The following is a 17,016-nucleotide window of genomic DNA, read 5'->3' as shown; positions in this document are numbered from 1 at the left end:
AAGATTTTGCGTTGACAAAGCAAGCTAGTTTAAAATCTATGACAACCGCCAGAGGCTTTAGCTTTTTTTGAGTAAGCGCCCCTAACGCTTACTCAAAAAGAGATTACAATTAAGTATTTATCTCCAAGTTATAGGAGATTCATTTGTCTAAGTTAAAAAGCAGCTAAATCTCTCAAAGCACGTTCTACTTTTTCAGGATTTATCATGAAAAACTTTTCCATCGTCGGTGCATATGGCATCGCAGGTACATCTGGACCAGCTAATCGTTGGATAGGCGCATCAAGATCAAATAAGCAATTCTCTGCAATAATAGCTGCTACCTCACTAATAATGCTACCTTCTTTGTTATCTTCTGTAACAAGTAATACTTTACCTGTTTTACTTGCCGCTTCAATGATTGCTTCTTTATCTAACGGATACACTGTACGTAAATCCAAAATATGCGTTGAAATACCATCTGATGCTAAACGCTCTGCTGCTTGTAAAGCGAAATGAACTGCTAAGCCATACGTTATTACTGTAACATCTTCACCTTCGCGTTTAACATCTGCTTTGCCTATTGGTAATGTATAATCGTCTAATGGGACTTCACCTTTAATTAGTCGATACGCACGCTTATGTTCAAAAAATAATACCGGATCTTCATCTCGAATCGCTGCTTTTAGCAAGCCTTTTGCATCATATGGTGTAGAAGGAATGACAATTTTTAACCCTGGCGTACCAGCAAAAAGTGCTTCAACCGATTGTGAATGATACAGTGCACCGTGAATTCCACCGCCGAAAGGAGCACGCACTACAATCGGACAAGTCCAGTCATTATTAGAACGATAACGGATTTTCGCAGCCTCGGATACGATTTGGTTTACAGCAGGCATAATAAAGTCTGCAAACTGCATTTCAGCAATTGGGCGCATCCCATACATTGCCGCACCAATACCGACCCCTGCGATAGCACTTTCAGCAAGTGGTGTATCTAACACACGATACTCACCAAACTGCTCATAAAGACCAGTAGTTGCTTTAAAAACGCCACCTTTGCGCCCAACATCTTCTCCTAAGATGAAAACGCGGTCGTCTCGTTCCATTTCTTCCTTCATCGCTAATGTAATCGCATCAATATAAGACATAACTGCCATTACACGTCACCTCCGTCCACTGGTGCATATACGTATTTCATGGCATCTTCTGGTTGTGCATACGGTGCTGCTTCTGCATAATCCGTCGCTTCATTCACCTCAGCCATGACACGCTCTTCTATTTCATTTCGAAGAGATTCAGTCATAATTCCAGCATCTTGTAAATATTTCTCAAATGATACAATCGGATCCTTCGCTTTGCCCTCTGCAATATCTTCAGCTGTTCGATATTGACGATCATCATCATCAGAAGAATGGGCAGTTAAACGGAATGTCACCGTTTCTATTAGACTAGGACCAGCACCGCTACGAGCACGTTCTGCTGCCTCTTTAACAACCTTATAAACCTGTAATGGACATTTACCATCAACTGTTACTCCTGGCATACCATAGCCAATACCACGATCGGAAACTTTTGCACAACCTAACTGACGTTCTACTGGTACTGAAATTGCATATTGATTATTTTCTACCATTATGATTACTGGTAACTTATGCACACCTGCAAAATTCGCCCCTTCATGGAAATCACCTTGGTTGGAAGAGCCTTCTCCTAATGTGACAAAGGTAATGAAATCTTCTTTTTGCAAACGTCCTGCAAGCGCCACACCTACAGCATGTGGGACTTGTGTTGTTACTGGCGAAGAACCAGTCAAAATACGATTTTTCTTTTGTCCGAAGTGCCCTGGCATTTGGCGACCGCCCGAATTCGGGTCTTCAGCCTTTGCAAAAGCTGATAACATTAACTCTTTTGGCGTCATTCCAAAATGCAATACAACACCCATATCTCGGTAATACGGTGCAATATAATCTATATCCTTATTTAATGCAAATGCTGCTCCAACTTGAGCTGCCTCTTGTCCTTGACAAGAAATAACAAATGGAATTTTACCTGAACGGTTTAATAGCCACATGCGCTCATCTAGTCTTCTTGCCATTAACATCGTTTCGAACATAGCAAGGACATCTTCAGTCGATAAACCTAAATCTTCATGTTTTATTTGAACGTCTTGCATATGAACACCCCTTTCGCATTAGAAAAAATGCTAAAGCGCCTGCAATACTTGCACAAGCAACTCTAGTATTTAATTTATGACAGTATTTTCTCGCCTCGGCATCATTGTGTCCGATTTTTTCGAGCCTACTCGAAAAGCTGCTCTATAAAATCTGCGACACAATCCGTGACTGTTAACTTGGATCACCAAGGATTTGTGCCCCTATTGAATTCAAGTATGCTTGCCTGCATCGCCCACTACTAGAAGTGGATGACTGCTGCTCAATTTAAGTTAAAAATGAATAGCCCGCTTATCAACAGCTAGGGCAGATTCTACTAATACTTCATTGAGTGATGGGTGTGGATGGATTGCCTGACTAATTTCCCAAGGAGTTGCATCTAATAATTTCGCTAATGACGCTTCTCCAATTAAATCCGTCACATGCGGTCCTACCATATGAATACCCAAAATATCATCTGTTTCTTCATCTGCTATTATTTTTACAAAGCCATCTGAATCTCCATTGACAAGCGCTTTACCTATAGCTTTAAATGGGAATTTGCCTACCTTTAATGCATAGCCTTGCTCACGGGCAGCACTTTCCGTTAAACCAATACTAGCTACTTCTGGGAAGGAATAAACACATTTCGGTACCTTCAAAACATCTAGTGGCGCTATTTTCCCAGTCGCAATATGTTCAATAGCAGACAAACCTTCATGAGAGGCAACATGTGCTAATTGTAAACCACCTATAACATCTCCAATGGCATACATATGTGATTCCTTCGTTTGATAAGAATCGCCTACTTTAATAAAGCCGTTGTCTATTTCAATATCTGTGTTTTCTAAACCGATACCATGGATATTTGCTTCACGTCCTACACACAGCAACAATTTATCTGCCACGAAACTTTCTTCTTTATCCTGAAGCTTAGCAGAAATGAAAACGTTATCATTTTCTATTTTGAATGTATCTGAATCTAAGCGTGCATTCGTTACAATACGTACACCACGACTTTCAAGCTGCTTTGTCACTTCTTTTACGACATCAGCATCTTCTGCTGGTAAAATTGATGGGCCATATTCAACTACTGTTACAGACACCCCAAAATCACAAAGCATCGATGCCCACTCAATACCTATTACACCGCCACCGACAATCAGTAATGACGTTGGCAATTCCTCCATTTGCAAAGCGTGATCAGAATTCATGACGTATTTGCCATCGACTGTTAACCCTGCCATTCCTCTAGGTTTCGAACCTGTTGCAATGACAACATTGGTCGGAATAAGCATTTCATTTTCTTGCCCATTATGCATCTCTACAGAAATCGTACCTGGCATTGGTGAGAAAATAGATGGACCTAATATTCTTCCCATTCCTTCATATACATCAATCTTGCCTTTTTTCATCAGTGTATTCACACCTTGGCTTAATTGCTCTACAATTGCTTGCTTACGTGCTTGCACTTTATTGAATTGCAATGTAACTCCTGAAATGTCTACTCCAAATTCACTCGCAGTTTTATTGGCCATACGATACACTTCTGCACTGCGAAGTAGCGCCTTACTAGGAATACAGCCTTTATGTAGACAAGTACCACCAAGTCGTTCACGTTCCACAATAGCTGTTTTCAAGCCTAATTGTGCTGCACGAATTGCTGCTACGTAGCCTCCTGTCCCTCCTCCTAAAATAACAACATCATAATTTTGAGCCATATTTTATTCCTCCTTATGAGAAAAGTGCTAAAGCCCTTCTATCCAACATGTGTGACAGTGAAATCCGTCGAGGAAATAGCTGTATCGCCACAAGCAAATATCTCTATACATAGAAATATTGAAATGAAAGGTGCACCTTATTACGTTCACTTGAAGTTACTGCGCTATCTTTTCTTGTGACTATTTATATATTATAAAATCCTTTATTTACCATTATTTAAAGAGAAGAAGTCGACTATGCGACTTCTTTTAACGAATAGCCGTTGTTAACGACCGTTCAAAATATTTTTTTCATTTTTTAAAAACTGGCTACGCGATTTCGATACACGAGCAATGCGTTCTTCTGCTAAACGATTAGCTGCTACATAAGTAGGAATGCCATCTCGTTTTGAAATTTCAAAGATTTTTTCAATGCTGTCGTAAATCCCATCTACACGTTTCATCGCACGTTCACGATTATAGCCGTATAATTCATCAGCAACATTTATAACGCCACCCGCATTAATAACATAGTCAGGTGCATAAACAATACCTAGCTCATGTAAATAATCCCCATGTCGTGAATCCTGTAATTGGTTATTAGCAGAACCAGCGATAACTTTTGCTTTTAATTGCGGAATTGTCTCGTCATTTAAAATAGCTCCTAATGCACAAGGTGAGAAAATATCAACTTCTTGTGAATAGATTTCTTCTGGCGCAACAGCTCTAGCACCAAAATCATTGACAACACGATCAATCGCAGCTTGATTAATATCAGTTACTACAAGTTTTGCACCTTCATTATGTAAGTACTCGCAAAGCTTGTATGCAACATTCCCTAGCCCTTGAACCGAAATTGTGCGACCTTCTAGCGACTCCGTACCAAATGCTTCTTTTGCAGCAGCTTTCATACCACGATAAACACCGTAAGCAGTTACTGGTGACGGATTACCTGATGAACCGAACGCTGGTGAGATTCCTGTAACGTAATTCGTTTCTTCATGGATTAAATCCATATCTGTTACTGTTGTCCCAACATCTTCAGCTGTAATATAGCGACCGTTAAGCCCTTGGATGAAACGCCCTAAAGCCCTGAACATTTCTTCATTTTTATCTTTAAATGGGTCCCCAATAATGACCGTTTTTCCACCGCCAAGGTTTAAACCAGCAGCCGCGTTTTTATATGTCATCCCACGTGCTAGTCTCAATGCATCCTCTATCGCATTCTCTTCTGTCGCGTAGGTCCACATACGAGCACCACCTAATGCTGGTCCAAGTGTTGTGTCATGGATAGCGATAATCGCTTTTAACCCAGATGCTTCGTCTTGGCAAAATACCAATTGTTCATAATCATACTTTTCCATATACTTGAAGATTTCCATGAAAACTCGCCCCTTTGCTTTGGAAAGTGCAACCCCTAATGCCCATCCCAATCAAATTTAAAAACTAATGATAAATATATTTTGCAATGGATAATATCGCTCCATTTAATTTTACAATACTGACAAATTCACAATTTCGCAACTATTATTACACTTTTCCTACTAAGTAAGAATTTTCTAAAAATTCAGTTACGGTTAATAGTTTTATAACTTTTTCCGCTTCTCTTCCTAGACTTCTAAGATTCATAGGGTTTCTTGACATTCCCATATCCACAGGTACAATTATATTTAGGTATGAGGAGGGACATGCATGGCTCGATTTGCTGCGTTTATTGTAATGCTTATTCCAGGTCTAATGGCTGCAGGTGGCATTAAATTTATGCGTGATACATTATTCGGTAAGCTCATCTCACCTTTCCCATTTTTATGGCTGCAATTTGTTGTTGGCATCATTTTCTTTGTTGTCGGCTTTGGCTTTTTCGCAGGCTTTTTACTACACCGCGATCGAAAAAACGGAAAAGTGGCTCCGCGCTTCCAAAAAAAATAAAAATAGCTATCCAAATAAGTCACACAATGTGACTTACTGGATAGCTATTTTTATTGACGTTGCTGAACGGTGATCACTTTATCAGGAAAATCTGTAATCCACCCAATTACTGATGAATGTGGATTCGTCAGGAAGTTTTCACTACCGTCAATCGCATAAAAGCGACATGTTTTAGAACTGGTTACACAAGCCTCTAAATATTGTGGCTTATAATATCTTTTATGCATATGGACACAATCAATTGCCTTATAATCACATAGCAAATCCCATTTCAATTTTTTAGTAGCGATAAGTGCAGTTTCAAAATGTGGCGCATGGTGTTTCACAACCTCTAAAAGCTCATAATGGAATGAAGAAAAATGACTACCTTTAGGTAAAATAAGTCCTTGAAGCAATTGAACGAGCGCATCCTTATTGTCAAGAATGGTCGATTTTAATTCGATATTTAGAGGTAGTTGGTGTTTATTTGCCCATACTAAAACTGCATCAAATGTTGGAATTCGATACGCAGAAAAAAACCTTCTCAAAGGCTTTCCTAATTTAAAGCTTTGTAGTTCCGCTATCGTGCATTCATTTACCAGTTTATTAGAACCTACTAATCTTGATAACTGCGGATCGTGGTAGACAACTGGTATTCCTTCTTTGGATAGCTGAATATCTAATTCAATCCCATCTGCGCCTAGCTCTAACGCTTTCTCAAAAGCTTTGAAACTGTTTTCGAGAGCATAGGCTGACGCCCCTCGATGCGCAAACACAGGGATAAACGATTCCTTATACATTTAACTCACCGAACTCAAGCAGAAATTTACCATTCGTCATGTTATTTAATAACGAGGATTTCTTACCAATTTGAATATACGTACCTGGATAGGCTTCTTTTGTTACGATGATTTCTTCCTTTCCAGCATGACGCATTTCGTCCATCATTAACTTAATTTCACGATCCATTGTAACCGCTTCAGCCTTCAATTTTGACAATCGTTGTTTTGTTTCTTCAAATGAGGCAATTTGCTGTGTTGACATTTGCTTATGAAGTGGTAATAAACTCGTAATCTTCGCTTCAAGTTCTGAAATTTCAGATTGCTGTTTCTTTAGCTGTGTGGCTTTGCTTTGCATCAAGGCATAACTTTCCTGTTTGTTGACACTTTCAATGATGAGATCTGTTCTACGCTCTAGTCGGTTTCCAGAGATTGCTGTGACGATTGTATTTTTAGCAACAGCACGCCCGCCGATAATTTTACCTTTTCGCTCATCTACAAATATAGAATGCGCAGTAAGTTGAGATCCAAGTGAGTAAAAGCCGATATGAATACTATCGTCGGCTACTAAAATAGCTTCATTTACGTGCTTAACGAAAATATTGCCACCCGCTTCTACAAGAGTTGAGCCCAAACCAAAAATACCGCCTCGAATGTATACATCACCTTCGATCGATTTAATCAGTTTAGCCCCGCTTACACCTTCTGCTCCTTCGATTGATATATCTCCAGTCGCAATAACTGTATAGCCAGTTGTAACGGTTCCTTTAATACTTAAAGAGCCATTGAACTCTAAATTACCTGTCTCAACGCCCACATCTCCATGTATTGGTAAATGTCGGTTAACACCAATCATACCTTTGACATCATCTAACACGCCAGCAATCTTTGAACGAATGACAATTTTATCGTCTTCTTCTACTTCATAGGCTGACTTTTTATCGTATCGAATTGGAAAATCACGGCCTGGTGCTGCCGCAATAATTTCACCGAGTACATTTTGACCAGGCTTGCCCAACGTTGCAGGAATTTTCTCCCCAAGCCAAGAACCTTCAGAAATTTCTGAAATAAAATTCATGTCATAGTAATCAGCTTTCCCATCTTCACGAATAACAGGTTTTCTCTCTGGTTTTGGTAAGTATGTAATTTGAGCATCCATGCCTGCGACAGGCGATGTTCCCTGTGCAATTAAAAATGCTTTTCCTGGCTCAATTTTTAAAATATCAAACTCTAAAATGCCATAGGTAATCCCTTGGCCCGCTAGTGTGTCTGTAATTTGTGCTGTTAATTTCTCTTTATTCTTTTGAATATAATCATGCGTTTCATATACAAATATAGAGGCAGACATTTTATCTCGTGCAATTTCAGCTTCAACATTTGGAAGCCAGCGTCCAATTTCAACAGGACTTGTGCTTTCTGTCGCTAGTACAGTTTTTAAAATAGAAAAATTAGATAACTTTAGTCGTGGATGACTACGTAAGATACCATCAAATTCTTTTAATGGAAATCCCGCACTGTATGTAAGCATAAATACCTTTCCGTTTTCTTCAGATATTTCGAAGTTATCATTTCGAACTAGAATCACGCTACCTCCTCCTTCCCTCTATATGTAAGTATATACAATCTATTTACATTTGTTTAGAGACAATTGTCACTACTCATAAAGAAAATACCCCTACTTTATCAGTAAGCCCTACATATAGCTCATACATTTTTCCTCTAAAAAATAGACGATATATCCTATAAAAAAACATCTTTTCCTTCATTTCAAAAGTGCAAATGCTATTAATGCATAAAATTACAGTAGTATTTTAGGTAATCCGCAAAAAAGTAAATGGCTATATCCACTTAGCTACAATTTTATGTTTTAGGTCTTGCCTACTAAAAAACGCCCCTTCAGAAAGTGGCGTTTGATTTGCATAGCTATAAATGAAATGTTCATGCTTATAGATTTATTTTTTATCTGGAAAAAAGTCACTAACTAATCGTTTTTGCATGGCTTCAATTCGGTTATCAGAGCCCAGTTGTTCGCGCGTCATATAAAAAATACTAATACGGCCATTCATTTCAAGTCGTACCTCAAATAACTGATCATCTATTTGTGTTAATTCTAATGAATTATGATGGTCTAGTTGAAAGTTTACACTTTTCATTTATATCACCCCGTTCGATTATAAACCATCAATGATATCTCGGTATAATTACGACCATATTTTATTCGCCCCTTCTCGAAAAGCTCCACTAAAAATCTGGGACATTCGCTGGAACAAGTTCATACAAATAAAGACGATTAACAGCTTAAATACTGTTAACCGTCAAAATTGAATACTATCCTAACACGTATTCCGCTAATACACTTTGAACTTTGTAGATGTTAGTGGATTTATTGAAATTTTTCTGAATGGGTAGCTGACTACCTGAAACCCAAATTTTTAGCTCTGCATCATAATCAAATGTCCCTGCTGTTTCAACTGAAAAATGAAGAATATTCTTATATGGAATCGAATGATAATCCGTTTTCTTACCAGTTACGCCTTGCTTATCAATTAAAATCAGTCGTTTATTTGTAAAGATAAATGTATCTCTAATAATTTTATAAGCATTTTGAATTGTCTCAGTCGGTATTAAAATCTCTTTCATTTCTTCCTGTAAATTATCCAAATTAATCTCACTTGCATTTCCCATCAATCCATCAAATAGCCCCATTTATGTTCCCTCCACTTATTCAACCTTTATATAGTATATATTACATTTTACTACAATATTACAGACTAAAGTATTAATAGAATCAATCAAACATAGCAAAATATTGAATAGTTATAAATTTACATAAACTTCGCACATAACGCTGTTTTCTTTACACTTTATCCATTTACGAGCGTTTTATCTATAAATATACATTTAGACATAAAAAATACGCCCCCTCAAACAGTCGACGCAAACTGTCTAAAAAAGGCGTTACGATTCGCTATATAAGCGTTCTCTATAATAGATGGAAGGTCATTCCCCATTAAGCCAAATGCCCTTAAAACCGTTAGCTCGCCATCATATCAATACGAATCTTGTCCGCAATCATCGCGATGAATTCACTATTTGTTGGTTTCGACTTTAAGTGGTGCACTGTATAGCCAAACATCGACGAAATGGACTCGTAATTGCCACGATTCCATGCGACTTCAATGGCATGACGAATGGCACGTTCTACACGTGAAGGTGTTGTGTTGAATTTTTTTGCAATTTCAGGATATAGAATTTTCGTCACAGAACCTAATAACTCGATATCTTCAAACACCATTTGTATAGCTTCACGTAAATAAGAGTAACCTTTAATATGTGCAGGAACTCCGATTTCTTTAATAATAGCTGTAATGGTGCTATCAAGTTGATGCTGATTTAATTTTTGAGGAGTTGTCGGCTGTAATACACTTGACTTTTTTGGTATAGCAGCCTTTTGGCCAGCACAATGTAATATTTTTTGAACGAGCTGATCAAATTCAAACGGCTTTAGCATAAAATATGAAGCCCCTAAATCCACCGCTTGTTTCATCACATCCTCTTGACCAAATGCAGTTAGCATGATGACTTGTATTGAAGACATTCGATCATTTTGATACATCGCCTCTAAAACAGCTAACCCATCTAGATGAGGCATAATAATATCCAGTAATAAAATATCAGGAGAAAACTCTTCAAGCATTTGAAGACATACTTTCCCGTTTGAGGCAGTTGCAATTATTTCAATTTCGGGATGACCCTGAAAATACTGCTCCATTGTTTTTAATAACTCACGATTATCATCTGCTATCGCCACTTTTACCTTTGTCATTTCAATTCCTCCTTCTGGACTTTGCTTTGACTGTTCAAAGCACAAAACCTTTTACCCCTAATGTCTATTTTGACACACTGTGGAATTTTCGACATTTTTGCTTTAAAAACCTTTTCTATTTCCAAAAATGAGTATGTAGTCCGATACTTTCTTTTTTTATCGACAAGTTACGATACTTAACAGCAAATTGTCGAATGCTCTTACAACTTATTTTAGTGAAAAAACTGAGATAAAACTACACTTTTTTTTAAGTATCGCTAAAGTGTTCCGTCATAAGCATGAAATACTTAGGGAAAGAGCTAGTTTAATCTATTTTTTTCAAGAACGAAAGGAGCTACCAGAGGCAGCCCCATCTCATTCATGATGATTTTTTTAACATTTCAGCCACTGTAATAGCTGCCCCTTTTTTTGGCTCTTCTACAAACATATGTGTGACAGCACCAACGAAACGCCCGTCCTGTATGATTGGACTACCACTCATGCCTTGTAAAATGCCACCTGTTTTTTCAATGAGCTTTTCGTCAGAGACAATAAATTCAAGCCGTTCATTTTCTACTTTTGTAATTTCAATGGAAAATGTTTCGACTTTACTGCCTTCAATAGCTGTGTAAATTTCAGCATGTCCCAATTTTATATCTTTTGCATGCATAATTTCGATGGCTTTTGGCAATCTTTGTTGGTAACTATCTTCCCAACGGCCAAAAATTCCATAAACCGTATTTTTATCGATACTACCTAATCGTTCCTGATGTTTTTCAATTGAGGATATTTTATAGCCGGGTTGACCAGGTAGGCTTTTACGGATTTGTTGGATGGATGCTAAGAAAATGGAGCCTGCTCTGAAGACAGGTGCTTCTTGAAGAGTTGAATCAACAATTTGATGGCCTAACGCTCCGTAATTTTGTGTCTCTGGATCAATGTATGTCAATGTCCCTACTCCATCTGTTTCATCCTTTAAAAAAGAGATGACATGTTCTGCTTCTTGTTCTTGTAAGTCAACTGTTACTTCTTTTCCTTCACTTTTTATCGTCCATTTTTGTTGCCCTTGTCGAGCAATTGCTTGCTTGGCCTCAGCGAGTGTTTTTACTGTTGTATCATTTATTTTTTCAATAACAGCGCCTCCTTTCATCCATTGATTGGAAGCTAACAACACATCATGAGCAACAAAGACATGTGATAACTGAAGCTGAATTCCAATTGCTTCGCCCATCGGTATTAATTTTTTGGCCGCAAAAGCCTGTATGGGCATAAATAACAAAACGATGAGCATAGGCAAAATGACAAATTGACGCCAACGACGATTCATACGACACCTCCTTTTGAATTTTGTCTTTATACTATGTGTTGTTGTACCGTTCTTATAAGCGGTAAATATTTGCGCAAAATGAAAAAAACCCAGAAACAGTTGACCTGCCTCTGGATTCTTCATAAAATTAACGCATTTGTTTTTTTCGTTCGTTAGCCATTTTTAACAATTCTGTCGCATGCTGTAAAGTTAATTCGGTAATTTCTGCACCTGACATCATTCTGCTCACTTCCTCAATACGTGCATGGGTATCGATTTCAGCCAATGATGTAAATGTGCGATCATGTTCAACCTCTTTTTTAATAAAGTAATGATGGTCGGCCATTGCTGCCACTTGTGGAAGATGCGAAATACACAACACTTGGGAATTAACAGAAATTGCTGCAATTTTTTCTGCAATCGCTTGCGCGACACGACCACTTACTCCTGTATCCACTTCATCAAAAATAATGGACGTAACGCCATTTGAAGAAGAGAAAATCGTTTTTAGTGCTAACATCATACGTGATAGTTCTCCACCAGAAGCAATTTTCGGTAACGATTTTGGTGGTTCGCCGACATTCGTTGAAATATAAAAAACAACTTGATCTTTACCATTTACATCAAAATAAGGTAAAACATCAAAATTTACGATAAATTTCGCTTTTTCCATATGTAATTCACGGAGCTCTGCCATAATGGCTTCACTTAAGTCATTTGCCGCTTCTTTTCGAACATGTGAAAGTTCTTCAGCAAGCTCGCCTAATATGACTTCCATCTCAAGTACTTTTCGTTCTTTTACTTGTAAAATTTCATCGCGATTTAAAAGCTCGCTTAGCTCTGTTTTAATTTTTTCGTAATAGGCAATCATTTCCTCAACAGTTGAGCCATATTTACGCTTTAAGTTTTGGAACAGCGCCAGACGTTGCTCTACTTCATTTAAACGTGCTGGATCAAATTCTAGCTCATCTAAAACATTTTTCACTTGATATGCTGCATCCTGCAATGCGTAAAAGGCTGTTGTTACCGACTCAGAAGCCTCTTTAAACTGCTCGTCAATCATCGCAGCATCATCTAGCGCTCCCATGGCTGTACCTATCCAGTCAAGACCCTTTGTTTCACCTTGAATCGCTTCATAAGCAGCACTTGAGCGTTCAAAAATTTTATTAAAATTCATAAGACGGCGACGTTCATCAAGAAGCTCATCTTCTTCACCTAGCTTTAAATTTGCATCCTCGAGTTCTTTCATTTGGAACTGATACAAATCAATACGCTGGGCCATTAACTGCTCATCTATAGAAATTGTAGCTAATTCTTTTTTCAATGCACGATATTCGTTATATTGTTTACTGTATTTTTCAAGAATTGGTGATAGTTGCTCTTCTGCGAATTGATCGAGTAAATGAATGTGTTGCTTTTCATCCATAAGTTCTTGGTTTTCATGCTGTCCATGAATATCAATAAGACTTGCTCCAATGTCACGTAAAACCGATAAAGGCACTAATTTGCCATTAACCCGACATACACTTTTGCCAGAATCATTTAAGTCTCGACGCAAAATAATGGAATCTTCTTCAATTTCAATGCCTGCTTCCTCTAGCTTCTTATATACAGGATGTGCAGTACTTGAAATGTGAAATAGTCCACCTAACTCAGCTTTTTTAGCACCATGACGTATAAATTCCGAATTGCCTCTACCACCAGCAAGTAAATGTACCGCATCAATAATTATGGATTTACCAGCACCGGTTTCTCCTGTCAACACAGTTAGACCATCTGAAAAACTAACCGTTAAATCCTCAATGATGGCAAAATTTCGAATACTAAGCTCTCTTAACACAAATTGTCACCTCTGAATTAAATTCAACTGCTATTGAAATTCGTACTAACAGATGCAAAAATACCCACCTCAACAACAATAACGGGAAAAATCAAGCATCTGGTAGCAATCAAATTCGTTCGATTAAAGTTACAGTATTAAAGCATGTCTAATAAGCGATTTTTTGTATTTTCTCGTTCACCTTCATCGCGACAAATAATTAAAATTGTATCATCTCCAGAAATTGTACCTAAAATTTCTGGCCAATCTAAATGATCAAGTAATGAAGCAATTGCATTTGCATTACCCGGAAGTGCTTTCATGACTAAAAAATGCGATGCACCGTCAATGCTCACAAAAGCATCAGCTAGCGCACGATGTAATTTTTGAACTGGATTGAAACGTTGGTCTGCGGGTAAGCTATATTTATAGCGTCCATCCTGCAAAGGCACTTTAACTAAGTGCAGTTCTTTAATATCTCGCGATACGGTTGCTTGTGTCACATTATAGCCCGCATCCTTTAAAAAATCGACTAAATCATCTTGCGTTTCGATTTCGTGATTCGCAATAATATCTCGAATACGTATATGTCTTTGTCCTTTATTCATATCGTTCACCTCTTATAAATAGTTAAATATTTGTATAATTACACTACCATCTCCAGCATAAAAGCACAAGAAAAAACACGGCTCTACTTACTGAGCACGTGTTATTTTAGTGCACTATGCGCTTCTTCGACGAGTGCATTAAAAGCTGTATATGGCGGGATAACTTCATCAGCAATTGGATTCACTAGATGGAATAAAAATTCAATATTTCCTTCCCCACCTGTAATCGGAGAATAAGAAGCATCTTTTACCACAAAGCCAACTTTCGTTGCCATAGCAGCTGTTTTTTCTAAAACATCGAGATGTACCTTTTTATCACGGACAATGCCTTTTTTACCTACATTTTCTTTACCTGCTTCAAACTGAGGTTTAACAAGGGCCATTACATCGCCACCTGGCATTAATACCGTTTTTAGTACTGGTAAAATCAATGATAAAGAGATAAAGCTGACATCAATCGTTGCAAACTCTGGTAATCCTTCTGTTAAATCAGCAGCAGTTGTGTAACGAAAATTTGTTTTTTCCATAACCGTTACACGATCATCAGAACGAATTTTCCATGCTAACTGATTCGAACCTACGTCTAGGGCATAGCAATGTTTAGCACCATTTTGTAAGGCGCAGTCTGTAAACCCACCTGTAGAAGAGCCGATGTCAAGCATCAGCTTCCCCTCTACAGACATATCAAAAATTTGTAAAGCTTTTTCTAACTTCAAGCCACCACGGCTCACATATTTTAAATCAGAACCTTTTACTTGTAGCGGAGCATCGATTGCGATCTTTTCTCCTGCTTTGTCGATACGTATCTCGTTGGAAAAGACAAGACCTGCCATAATGGATCTTTTTGCCTTCTCACGTGTTTCACATAGTCCACGCTCAACAAGTAAAATGTCTACACGTTCTTTCGGTTGTTTTGTCATTATTTATTTAAACCTACTTGCTGTTTTTGTTGTAGTAACACTTGCATACGTGCCACTGTATCTTCTGCTGTCATATGAATTTCCTCAAGCAGTTGGTCTACATTTCCGTGCTCGATAAATTGATCAGGTATGCCCATTCGATCGATTATTGCATTTAAATAACTATGGTCATGTGCAAATTCTAATACACCACTACCAAAGCCACCTTGTAATACTGCCTCTTCAATCGTTAGCACTGGCTTATTGCTAGTAAATATGCGATGCAGCATATCCTCATCCATTGGCTTAATAAAACGTGCATTCACTACTTCGATTTCTATGCCTTGTTGAGCTAGCATATGTGCTGCTTCCATTGCCATAGGAATGGTTGTACCGAATGTTAAAATGGTAGCTTCTTTCCCCTCACGTAATACTTCCCAGCTTCCAATTGGTAAAGCCATAAGCTCATCATCCAACGGGACACCTATCCCATTTCCACGTGGATAGCGAAGAGCAATCGGACCTCCATTATAATCAATAGCTGTTTTCACCATATGCTGACCTTCATTTTCATCCTTTGGCATCATAATCGTCATGTTTGGAATATGACGAAGGAATGCAATATCAAAGACGCCTTGATGTGTTTCACCATCTGCACCAACTAAGCCGGCACGGTCAATCCCGATAAAGACATTCAAATTTGGACGCGCAATATCATGAAGTACTTGGTCATAAGCACGTTGTAAAAATGTTGAGTAAATAGCTAAAAACGGCTTCATTTTTTGGGTAGCAAGACCTGCAGACATTGTTGCAGCATGTTGTTCCGCTATGCCCACATCAAAAAAGCGTTTTGGAAAATCTTTTTGAATGCCTTGTAATTTTGAACCAACAGGCATTGCTGGTGTGATTGTCACAACTCGTTCATCTTCATGCGCAATTTTACGCACAGTTTCAGCGATTAAACTACTCCAAGCAGGACCTTTTGTTTCTGATTTTACAAATGCACCAGTCTCCATTTTATATGGACCTGTTCCGTGCCAGTTGCCGATTGTATCGTCTTCAGCTGGTTTGTAGCCTTTACCTTTTTTTGTAATGACATGAACAAGAACTGGACCTTTTACTTTTTTAGCATATGATAATGTTGTTTCAAGCGCTTCAAAGTCGTGCCCATCAATAGGACCTAAATATTTAAAACCTAATTCCTCAAAAAAGACACCAGAAACTACTAAGTATTTCAAACTGTCTTTCAAACGTTCAGCTGTAGAAGCAAGCTTGCCACCTAGAACAGGAATTTTATTGATTAACGATTCTAGCTCTTCTTTTGCTTTTGAATATTCTTTAGCAGTACGTAAACGTCCTAATACGTTGTGTAATGCTCCAACGTTCGGAGCTATGGACATTTCATTATCATTTAAAATGACAATCATATTTGTTTTTGCATGCCCAATATGATTTAAAGCTTCAAGCGCCATACCGCCTGTTAAAGCACCGTCCCCAATAATCGGTACGACGAAGTTTTTTTCGTTTTTTATATCACGTGCTGCTGCCATACCCATGGCTGCTGACAAAGATGTCGAGCTATGACCTGTTTCCCATTCATCATGTTCACTCTCCACAAGCTTTGGAAAACCACAAAGCCCTTTGAACTGACGTAATGTGTCAAATTGACTCGCACGACCTGTCAAAATTTTATGCACGTAAGCTTGGTGGCCAACATCCCATAAAAACTTATCTTTTGGACTGTCAAACATTTTATGAAGCATAATTGTAAGCTCCACAACACCTAGGTTCGGCCCGATATGACCACCTGTGACAGAACATTTTTCGATTAAGAAAGTTCGAATCTCTTTTGCAAGCTGTTCAAGCCCTCTCTTATCTAAGTTTTTTAAAAAGGATGGACTAGAAATGTTGTTTAAATCCACCTTTCTCACACACCTTTTCAATAAATTATTCACCGCAATCGTGTTTCCACCATTATAACAGTGTTATCCATATGCTAAAAGTACGAACACTTTTTTGTTTGCCTATTGGCAAACGTCCCCACCTATTCTAGCATATTCTTG

The 17,016-nt window shown here is 38.1% G+C and carries 15 protein-coding genes; 1 reads left to right on the top strand and 14 read right to left on the bottom strand.

Features of this window, described 5'->3' with window-relative positions:
* Positions 1-152: 152 nt before the first annotated feature.
* The 4 genes from NSQ74_RS13220 to NSQ74_RS13205 all read right to left on the bottom strand — a co-directional run bounded on the left by NSQ74_RS13220 (position 153) and on the right by NSQ74_RS13205 (position 5,211).
* Positions 153-1,136 carry an alpha-ketoacid dehydrogenase subunit beta gene (locus NSQ74_RS13220; protein ID WP_340823885.1) on the bottom strand — a complete coding sequence of 328 codons (984 nt, stop codon included), beginning with the start codon at positions 1,134-1,136 and terminating at the stop codon, positions 153-155.
* Complete coding sequence (locus NSQ74_RS13215) at positions 1,136-2,152, bottom strand: thiamine pyrophosphate-dependent dehydrogenase E1 component subunit alpha (protein WP_340823883.1); 1,017 nt, start codon at positions 2,150-2,152, stop codon at positions 1,136-1,138. The genes NSQ74_RS13220 and NSQ74_RS13215 overlap by 1 nt, the downstream gene beginning before the upstream one ends.
* A gap of 270 nt (positions 2,153-2,422) precedes the next feature.
* Complete coding sequence (gene lpdA / locus NSQ74_RS13210; protein WP_340823881.1) at positions 2,423-3,850, bottom strand: dihydrolipoyl dehydrogenase; 1,428 nt, start codon at positions 3,848-3,850, stop codon at positions 2,423-2,425.
* Positions 3,851-4,116: 266 nt separating this feature from the next.
* Positions 4,117-5,211 (bottom strand): Leu/Phe/Val dehydrogenase, encoded by a 1,095-nt coding sequence (locus NSQ74_RS13205; protein WP_340823879.1) that lies wholly within the window; start codon positions 5,209-5,211, stop codon positions 4,117-4,119.
* 310 nt (positions 5,212-5,521) lie between these two features.
* Between NSQ74_RS13205 and NSQ74_RS13200 the strand changes: the two genes are divergently transcribed.
* Entirely contained in the window at positions 5,522-5,758 is a 237-nt protein-coding gene (locus NSQ74_RS13200) for a DUF2627 domain-containing protein (RefSeq protein ID WP_340823878.1), read from the top strand.
* A 50-nt stretch (positions 5,759-5,808) separates the two neighbouring features.
* Here the strand turns inward: NSQ74_RS13200 and NSQ74_RS13195 are convergent, their stop codons facing one another.
* The 10 genes from NSQ74_RS13195 to dxs form a co-directional block, all read right to left on the bottom strand.
* A complete protein-coding gene (locus NSQ74_RS13195) occupies positions 5,809-6,537 on the bottom strand; it encodes a glycerophosphodiester phosphodiesterase (protein ID WP_340823877.1) in 729 nt (242 codons plus the stop codon).
* Positions 6,530-8,101, bottom strand: a complete 1,572-nt coding sequence (locus NSQ74_RS13190) for a DUF342 domain-containing protein (RefSeq protein WP_340823876.1) — start codon at positions 8,099-8,101, stop codon at positions 6,530-6,532. The genes NSQ74_RS13195 and NSQ74_RS13190 overlap by 8 nt, the downstream gene beginning before the upstream one ends.
* A gap of 367 nt (positions 8,102-8,468) precedes the next feature.
* On the bottom strand, positions 8,469-8,669 hold the full coding sequence (locus NSQ74_RS13185) for a hypothetical protein (protein ID WP_340823875.1): 201 nt from the start codon (positions 8,667-8,669) through the stop codon (positions 8,469-8,471).
* A gap of 175 nt (positions 8,670-8,844) precedes the next feature.
* Complete coding sequence (locus tag NSQ74_RS13180; RefSeq protein WP_340823874.1) at positions 8,845-9,222, bottom strand: PH domain-containing protein; 378 nt, start codon at positions 9,220-9,222, stop codon at positions 8,845-8,847.
* 328 nt (positions 9,223-9,550) lie between these two features.
* Positions 9,551-10,342, bottom strand: a complete 792-nt coding sequence (spo0A, locus tag NSQ74_RS13175; RefSeq protein WP_173479023.1) for a sporulation transcription factor Spo0A — start codon at positions 10,340-10,342, stop codon at positions 9,551-9,553.
* Between the two features lie 358 nt (positions 10,343-10,700).
* Positions 10,701-11,648 carry a SpoIVB peptidase S55 domain-containing protein gene (locus NSQ74_RS13170; RefSeq protein WP_340823873.1) on the bottom strand — a complete coding sequence of 316 codons (948 nt, stop codon included), beginning with the start codon at positions 11,646-11,648 and terminating at the stop codon, positions 10,701-10,703.
* A gap of 127 nt (positions 11,649-11,775) precedes the next feature.
* Entirely contained in the window at positions 11,776-13,467 is a 1,692-nt protein-coding gene (recN, locus tag NSQ74_RS13165; RefSeq protein ID WP_340823871.1) for a DNA repair protein RecN, read from the bottom strand.
* A 137-nt stretch (positions 13,468-13,604) separates the two neighbouring features.
* Positions 13,605-14,054, bottom strand: a complete 450-nt coding sequence (ahrC, locus tag NSQ74_RS13160) for a transcriptional regulator AhrC/ArgR (protein ID WP_173479026.1) — start codon at positions 14,052-14,054, stop codon at positions 13,605-13,607.
* A gap of 101 nt (positions 14,055-14,155) precedes the next feature.
* Complete coding sequence (locus NSQ74_RS13155) at positions 14,156-14,974, bottom strand: TlyA family RNA methyltransferase (protein WP_340823869.1); 819 nt, start codon at positions 14,972-14,974, stop codon at positions 14,156-14,158.
* Positions 14,974-16,875, bottom strand: coding sequence for a 1-deoxy-D-xylulose-5-phosphate synthase (dxs, locus tag NSQ74_RS13150; protein WP_340823868.1), 1,902 nt, complete (start codon positions 16,873-16,875; stop codon positions 14,974-14,976). Before dxs ends, NSQ74_RS13155 begins: the two co-directional genes overlap by 1 nt.
* Between the last annotated feature and the right edge of the window lie 141 nt (positions 16,876-17,016).

Source organism: Lysinibacillus sp. FSL W8-0992, assembly GCF_038008685.1.
Lineage (GTDB): Bacteria > Bacillota > Bacilli > Bacillales_A > Planococcaceae > Lysinibacillus.
The sequence above is the reverse complement of the archived record's forward strand: the minus strand, read 5'-3'. Positions and strand labels throughout refer to the sequence as shown.

Bases quoted from the DNA above. Each gene is read 5' to 3' on its own strand.
- NSQ74_RS13220 (WP_340823885.1), bottom strand. From the start codon at position 1,136: ATGGCAGTTATGTCTTATATTGATGCGATTACATTAGCGATGAAGGAA.
- NSQ74_RS13215 (WP_340823883.1), bottom strand. From the start codon at position 2,152: ATGCAAGACGTTCAAATAAAACATGAAGATTTAGGTTTATCGACTGAA.
- lpdA (WP_340823881.1), bottom strand. From the start codon at position 3,850: ATGGCTCAAAATTATGATGTTGTTATTTTAGGAGGAGGGACAGGAGGC.
- NSQ74_RS13205 (WP_340823879.1), bottom strand. From the start codon at position 5,211: ATGGAAATCTTCAAGTATATGGAAAAGTATGATTATGAACAATTGGTA.
- NSQ74_RS13200 (WP_340823878.1), top strand. From the start codon at position 5,522: ATGGCTCGATTTGCTGCGTTTATTGTAATGCTTATTCCAGGTCTAATG.
- NSQ74_RS13195 (WP_340823877.1), bottom strand. From the start codon at position 6,537: ATGTATAAGGAATCGTTTATCCCTGTGTTTGCGCATCGAGGGGCGTCA.
- NSQ74_RS13185 (WP_340823875.1), bottom strand. From the start codon at position 8,669: ATGAAAAGTGTAAACTTTCAACTAGACCATCATAATTCATTAGAATTA.
- NSQ74_RS13180 (WP_340823874.1), bottom strand. From the start codon at position 9,222: ATGGGGCTATTTGATGGATTGATGGGAAATGCAAGTGAGATTAATTTG.
- spo0A (WP_173479023.1), bottom strand. From the start codon at position 10,342: ATGACAAAGGTAAAAGTGGCGATAGCAGATGATAATCGTGAGTTATTA.
- NSQ74_RS13170 (WP_340823873.1), bottom strand. From the start codon at position 11,648: ATGAATCGTCGTTGGCGTCAATTTGTCATTTTGCCTATGCTCATCGTT.
- ahrC (WP_173479026.1), bottom strand. From the start codon at position 14,054: ATGAATAAAGGACAAAGACATATACGTATTCGAGATATTATTGCGAAT.
- NSQ74_RS13155 (WP_340823869.1), bottom strand. From the start codon at position 14,974: ATGACAAAACAACCGAAAGAACGTGTAGACATTTTACTTGTTGAGCGT.